This window comes from Pseudomonas viridiflava, assembly GCF_900602065.1.
Lineage (GTDB): Bacteria > Pseudomonadota > Gammaproteobacteria > Pseudomonadales > Pseudomonadaceae > Aquipseudomonas.
Map to the genome: position 1 here is coordinate 1 of NZ_UWFN01000008.1, position 445 is coordinate 445.

Here is a 445-nt window from a genome sequence, read left to right on the forward strand (position 1 = left end):
CTTGCATGGCAAGGCGTCCGTGACCCCGGTCCAAGGGTTTCAGCCCTCGATGCCCAACATGTCCCGTACCAGCGCTTCGGCAATGCGGATGCCGTCCACGCCAGCGGACAGAATGCCACCTGCGTAACCCGCGCCTTCCCCGGCCGGGTAAAGGCCCTTGGTGTTGAGGCTCTGCATGTTCGGACCACGCGTGATGCGCAGCGGTGCCGATGTGCGGGTTTCGATGCCGGTCAGTACCGCGTCGTGCAGCGAGAAGCCTTTGATCTGCTTGTCGAAGGCTGGCAGCGCTTCACGAATAGCTTCAATGGCAAAGGCGGGCAGCGCCTCGGCCAGATCCACCAGCTTCACGCCCGGTTTGTACGAAGGCTCGACGCTGCCCAGCGCTGTGGATGCCTTGCCTGCGATGAAGTCGCCGACCAGTTGCGCAGGGGCTTCGTAGGTGCTG

The 445-nt window shown here is 63.6% G+C and carries 1 protein-coding gene; it reads right to left on the reverse strand.

Translation table 11 applies throughout. The features are described from left to right. Positions 1-39: 39 nt before the first annotated feature. On the reverse strand, positions 40-445 hold a 406-nt coding region (locus tag EE949_RS00040; RefSeq protein WP_346773470.1), incomplete at its 5' end, for an FAD-dependent protein.